We start from the raw sequence: 4525 nt of genomic DNA, 5'->3' as shown, positions 1-4525 counted from the left end.
AATTAAACACGCAATTAACTTAACTTGTTACTTTTTAAAAATTTTTGAAAGATTATAACGATCAGTAAGGTTAATTGCGATAGATAAAAACTATCATAACATATTTTATTGATCTGTAAAATCGATCATAATACAATAGTCAACCTTTTTAACTCAACCTTTACTTTTACTTTTAATAAATTTTTGTGAGTAAAAAATGAAACAATATAAAAGAGCTATAAGTAATTTATCAATAGCATCAACAATATTTTGTATCGGAGCGCTTATTAATCCTATTGTTTGGATTTATATTACAGGAAATAGTTGTGAACCAAGCATGATGTTTTTTATATATACAATAACAGTAATATTAGGAATTGTAGCAATATTATTAGGGTTAATAGCGAAGAAGGATATTTTTAATAATGAAAAAGGCGGACTAAAGTTGGCTAGAGTAGGAATTATCGGAGGAACTGCTATTACAGTTTATACTTCTTTATATGTAATGTTATTGGTATGGACTTATTGTTTTATGTATTAAACAGAATTGTAGTGATATCAATAAAAATATTATTGTAATTCAATAATATTTTTCTTAATTCATAAATTATAAAAGATTGGGAAATTAAAAATGTCATCTCAACAATTAATTGATATAGCGATTAAGCAAAAAGAGCTTTTTTTTATTGGTGAAAGTTTACCTCGTGATTGGTATGAAGGCTTTATATTATGGGAAAAAATAGCAAAAACAGGTGAACCTAAAGCATTATTCAATATGGCTTATTGTTACTATACAGGAGAAGGGACAGAAAAAAATATAGAAAAAGCTATTGAATATTATGAAAAATCAGCAGACAAAGGACTTTCTGATGCTTATTATTATATTTATAAAATGTTAAAAAATACTGATCCAAAAAGAGCATTAACATTTCTTGAAAAAGGAGTTATTAATGGTTCAGAATTATCACAACAGCATATTAAAGATGCTCGTTTAAATTATGAATATAATGAAAAAATAAAAATCTATAATAAATATTATGTTTCTGTCATGGAAGGTATAGAAGAGAAAAATCCACCCAAAATTAGAAATGAAATAGCAAAAGCTAAACAAGATGGGGTTGATAATTTGTTTCAAGATATAGAATTAGGAATTAGACTTCAATGTGAAATTATTTATCAAAAAGGAACAATTAGACATACAAAAGGTGAATATTATCATAGTAGTGATAATAGTTTTTCTTACTCTTATGATTATGAACGTTATTATAAATATAAAGTAAAATTATATAACCCAACAGATAAAACGATATTTTATAATTATTTAAATGAAGAAGGATTTATTACTTCTAAAGAAAAAAAACAAATTTGTGGTATAGTAAGTGATGCTTATGAAGCAAATTTAAAAGAAATTTCTATACCCTATACAAATTATGCTTTTTCTGATAATAAACCTCGACAATGTTATTTTGTTCTACCTAATATATATGTAACTAAAAAATTATTACCAGTAGGAATGTGGTGGAGAATTATATTTATGCTCGTAATGATCGCAGTTATAATTAACTTAATTCGCAGTATTAAATTTTTTTAAAGAAACAGAACGAATTATAAAAAAGAGGGATTTTCCTCTTTTTATTTTTTATTCATCAAATCTATTCAGTTAATAATTTATATTTTTGTTTTTTTTAAAATTTTATCAATTTTATTATTTTTCTGTATATCTTCTTTTTTTTCAATTTTAAACTTATTTAATAAATATTCTTTTTCTTTTAAATTACATTTTTTAATAATTTCACTTCTATCAAAATACAAAGAACTTCCAATTTTATAACATGTTTGTAACTATCCCCTAAAATAGTACAGCAAAAAAGTAGAAAATTCTCTATGATAAAAGAAAAGGGGATTTAATTATGAAAAAAATGACTGAACATCAAATTGTCGCTATTTTAAAAGAAGCTGAAGCGGGTATTCCGGTTAAAGAACTGTGCCGTAAATATGGCATGGGTAATTCAACTTTCTATAATTGATATTGCAGTAAGTTTACCAGCAGGAAGGATTACCCGTTACTTAGATAAACTGGCTGAATATCATGGGTATCCATTAAAAATACGGGTCGATAATGGGCCAAAATTTACAGGAAAAACCTTTATAAGCTGGGCTAAATCACATGATATAACCATTGATTATATCCAGCCCGGTAGCCCTTATCAAAATGGCTATATTGAACGATTTAATCGTACCTATCGTACTGAAGTACTCGATTTATATCTTTTTAACAACTTAGCACAAGCAAGGAGAATAACTGAAGAATGGTTAATGATTTATAATACCGAAAGACCACATGAGGCATTAAATAACATGACACCGATTGAGTATAAAACACTAAAACAAGCAGCATGATTTTCTACGTGAGTTGTGTACTAAATTTGGGATATTTACAACCGAATCATCCGGTAACTTAGGTTGATAATAGTAAGCACAACGGCTTAAGCCAACAATGGCACAACTCATAACAATAGTAACTGGATGATTTTATTGTAATTGCTGTGCCCACGTTTTACGTGCCTTTGTGGGCACTAAAGCTTTTTTATTATTTCTTCCTGCAGCTGGGATTTTAAGCTCAGTTCGGCAAACATCTTCTTAAGCTTGCGATTTTCAGCCTCCAACTCCTTTAAGCGTTTGATATCCGAAGTTTCCATTCCGCCGTATTTTTCTCGCCATTTATAGAAAGTTGAATTACCCATGCCATATTTACGGCACAGTTCTTTAACCGGAATACCCGCTTCAGCCTCTTTTAAAATAGCGACGATTTGATGTTCAGTCATTTTTTTCATAATTAAATCCCCTTTTCTTTTATCATAGAGAATTTTCTACTTTTTTGCTGTACTATTTTAGGGGATAGTTACATGTATAGAACAAGTTACTCTGATGGTAAAAGTGTAATTGAAACAGATAATGAAAAAGCACGTGAAGAAATAAGTAATTTGCTAAATGAGCTTGATATTATTTAATATTTAATATTTATTAAATTCTAATTAATAAAAGGAACTCAAATTGAAAACGCCAAGAACATCTAAAGAAATATACAACCAAGCGGATAAGTTAGCTAATGAATTAGCAGATCGTCCCTATGCTGGTGGCGATAGAAAGAATCTAAATCTAAAGTAATGAGAAAAATTTCGTTTGAAATTGATGAAATTCAATATGAAGAATTAGAAGATATTGCAATAAAAAATAAACGTGCAAAGTTGCCTTTAAAAACAATATCTGATTTACTAAGAGTTGCAGTTGATGATTTTTTAAGAAAGTACAAAAATAATTAATAAATTTGCGAGGATAATTATGAAAAAAATACTAATATTTATTACTGCCATGTTCTTATTCGGATGTAATGAAAAGACCTATACAGTAGAAGATTTTAAAAATAACAAAGAACTACTTGATGAATACCGTAAAAAATGTGAAAACGGTGAAATTGATGGTGATAGTTTGAATTGTCAAAACTCTCACAAAGCAATAGTTTCAAAAAATAGAGTTGGTAATGCAAGTTGGAATTAATCAAGTTTTAGATGCCACATGAGTGGCTTTTAAATTTCTATCTGTGATAAGTTTATAGACTTAATGTGCTTCTTGTTAATTATAAACTTATCATCTTGTATTATAATCTTATCTCCTTTTTCTGCTTTATTGTCATTTAAAAATCGATTAATCTGTTTCGACCAAATCGTCTTTTCATTACCGTTGCTATCAATTAATTTTGCAAATGCTGATTGCTTACCGTTTATTTGAAATTGATAATTAGCCAGCCCAAAATCATTAATAATAAATTCTTGAGCTTCCAATCGTTCAACTTTTTCTATAGCCCATTTTTTTACTTTGAATGACTGATTATTTTCATCTTTAATCTCTTTGATTTTTATATAATCGCCAACTCCTACCTCAAGAACAATTAGACGCATAAAAGATTTAAACCCAAAAGAACTCAAATTGAAAACACCAAGAACATCTAAAGAAATATACAACCAAGCTGATAAGTTAGCTGATGAATTAGCAGATCGTCCCTACGCTGGTGGCGATAAGAAAGAATCTAAATCTAAAGTAATGAGAAAAATTTAGTTTGAAATTGATGAAAGCCAATATGAGGAATTAGAAGATATTGCTTATAAAAAATAAGCGGCGAAGTTGCCTTTAAAAACAATACCTGATTTACTTAGGTTAGCTGTAGATGATTTTTTAATAAAATACAATAAAGCTTAATCTAATATTAACCAACGATTTTAAGTGTAACTATCCCCTAAAATAGTACAGCAAAAAAGTAGAAAATTCTCTATGATAAAAGTAAAGGGGATTTAATTATGAAAAAAATGACTGAACATCAAATCGTGGCTATTTTAAAAACAGACACGGCTCATCGCAATATTGCGCCCAACACGTTAGATAGGCAATTTAATCCTGATAATCCGAATACGACATGGGTAACCGATATTACTTATATTAAAACGGGTGAAGGTTGGTTATATTTGTCGGTGATTATCGATTTATATGG

General features: G+C 28.3%; 7 protein-coding genes and 3 pseudogenes. 8 read left to right on the top strand and 2 right to left on the bottom strand.

Translation table 11 applies throughout. The features are described 5' to 3' along the window. Nucleotides 1-196 precede the first annotated feature (196 nt). The 4 genes and pseudogenes from ACGH6Q_RS11975 (at nt 197) to ACGH6Q_RS11960 (ending at nt 2379) form a co-directional block, all read left to right on the top strand. Nucleotides 197-520 carry a hypothetical protein gene (locus ACGH6Q_RS11975; RefSeq protein WP_411592944.1) on the top strand — a complete coding sequence of 108 codons (324 nt, stop codon included), beginning with the start codon at nt 197-199 and terminating at the stop codon, nt 518-520. A gap of 90 nt (nt 521-610) precedes the next feature. Then, complete coding sequence (locus ACGH6Q_RS11970) at nt 611-1570, top strand: tetratricopeptide repeat protein (RefSeq protein WP_411592943.1); 960 nt, start codon at nt 611-613, stop codon at nt 1568-1570. Between the two features lie 319 nt (nt 1571-1889). After that, nucleotides 1890-2003: pseudogene (locus ACGH6Q_RS11965) on the top strand (transposase); the annotation flags it as partial. Further along, nucleotides 1975-2379 carry an integrase core domain-containing protein gene (locus tag ACGH6Q_RS11960; protein WP_411592942.1) on the top strand — a complete coding sequence of 135 codons (405 nt, stop codon included), beginning with the start codon at nt 1975-1977 and terminating at the stop codon, nt 2377-2379. The pseudogene ACGH6Q_RS11965 and the gene ACGH6Q_RS11960, both read left to right, overlap by 29 nt. Before the next feature lie 211 nt (nt 2380-2590). Here ACGH6Q_RS11960 and ACGH6Q_RS11955 read toward each other — a convergent pair. Next, a pseudogene (locus ACGH6Q_RS11955) lies at nt 2591-2813 on the bottom strand (transposase); the annotation flags it as partial. Between the two features lie 333 nt (nt 2814-3146). Between ACGH6Q_RS11955 and ACGH6Q_RS11950 the strand changes: the two are divergent. Then, nucleotides 3147-3302 carry a hypothetical protein gene (locus ACGH6Q_RS11950; RefSeq protein ID WP_411592941.1) on the top strand — a complete coding sequence of 52 codons (156 nt, stop codon included), beginning with the start codon at nt 3147-3149 and terminating at the stop codon, nt 3300-3302. A gap of 19 nt (nt 3303-3321) precedes the next feature. Then, a complete protein-coding gene (locus tag ACGH6Q_RS11945) occupies nt 3322-3537 on the top strand; it encodes an EexN family lipoprotein (RefSeq protein WP_411592940.1) in 216 nt (71 codons plus the stop codon). Nucleotides 3538-3566: 29 nt separating this feature from the next. Here ACGH6Q_RS11945 and ACGH6Q_RS11940 read toward each other — a convergent pair whose 3' ends face one another. After that, complete coding sequence (locus ACGH6Q_RS11940) at nt 3567-3938, bottom strand: hypothetical protein (protein ID WP_411592939.1); 372 nt, start codon at nt 3936-3938, stop codon at nt 3567-3569. Nucleotides 3939-3966: 28 nt separating this feature from the next. Between ACGH6Q_RS11940 and ACGH6Q_RS11935 the strand changes: the two genes are divergently transcribed. After that, entirely contained in the window at nt 3967-4095 is a 129-nt protein-coding gene (locus ACGH6Q_RS11935; RefSeq protein ID WP_411592938.1) for a hypothetical protein, read from the top strand. Between the two features lie 302 nt (nt 4096-4397). Then, nucleotides 4398-4525, top strand: a pseudogene (locus tag ACGH6Q_RS11930) (IS3 family transposase); the annotation flags it as partial.

The sequence above is a fragment of the Gilliamella sp. BG2 genome, assembly GCF_046635645.1.
Lineage (GTDB): Bacteria > Pseudomonadota > Gammaproteobacteria > Enterobacterales > Orbaceae > Gilliamella > Gilliamella bombi.
This window is presented reverse-complemented; position numbering and strand designations above follow the sequence as displayed.

What these genes read in the sequence shown, in the direction of transcription:
- ACGH6Q_RS11975 (WP_411592944.1), top strand. Translation starts at nt 197, where the DNA reads ATGAAACAATATAAAAGAGCTATAAGTAATTTATCAATAGCATCAACA.
- ACGH6Q_RS11970 (WP_411592943.1), top strand. Translation starts at nt 611, where the DNA reads ATGTCATCTCAACAATTAATTGATATAGCGATTAAGCAAAAAGAGCTT.
- ACGH6Q_RS11960 (WP_411592942.1), top strand. Translation starts at nt 1,975, where the DNA reads ATGGCATGGGTAATTCAACTTTCTATAATTGATATTGCAGTAAGTTTA.
- ACGH6Q_RS11950 (WP_411592941.1), top strand. Translation starts at nt 3,147, where the DNA reads ATGAGAAAAATTTCGTTTGAAATTGATGAAATTCAATATGAAGAATTA.
- ACGH6Q_RS11945 (WP_411592940.1), top strand. Translation starts at nt 3,322, where the DNA reads ATGAAAAAAATACTAATATTTATTACTGCCATGTTCTTATTCGGATGT.
- ACGH6Q_RS11940 (WP_411592939.1), bottom strand. Translation starts at nt 3,938, where the DNA reads ATGCGTCTAATTGTTCTTGAGGTAGGAGTTGGCGATTATATAAAAATC.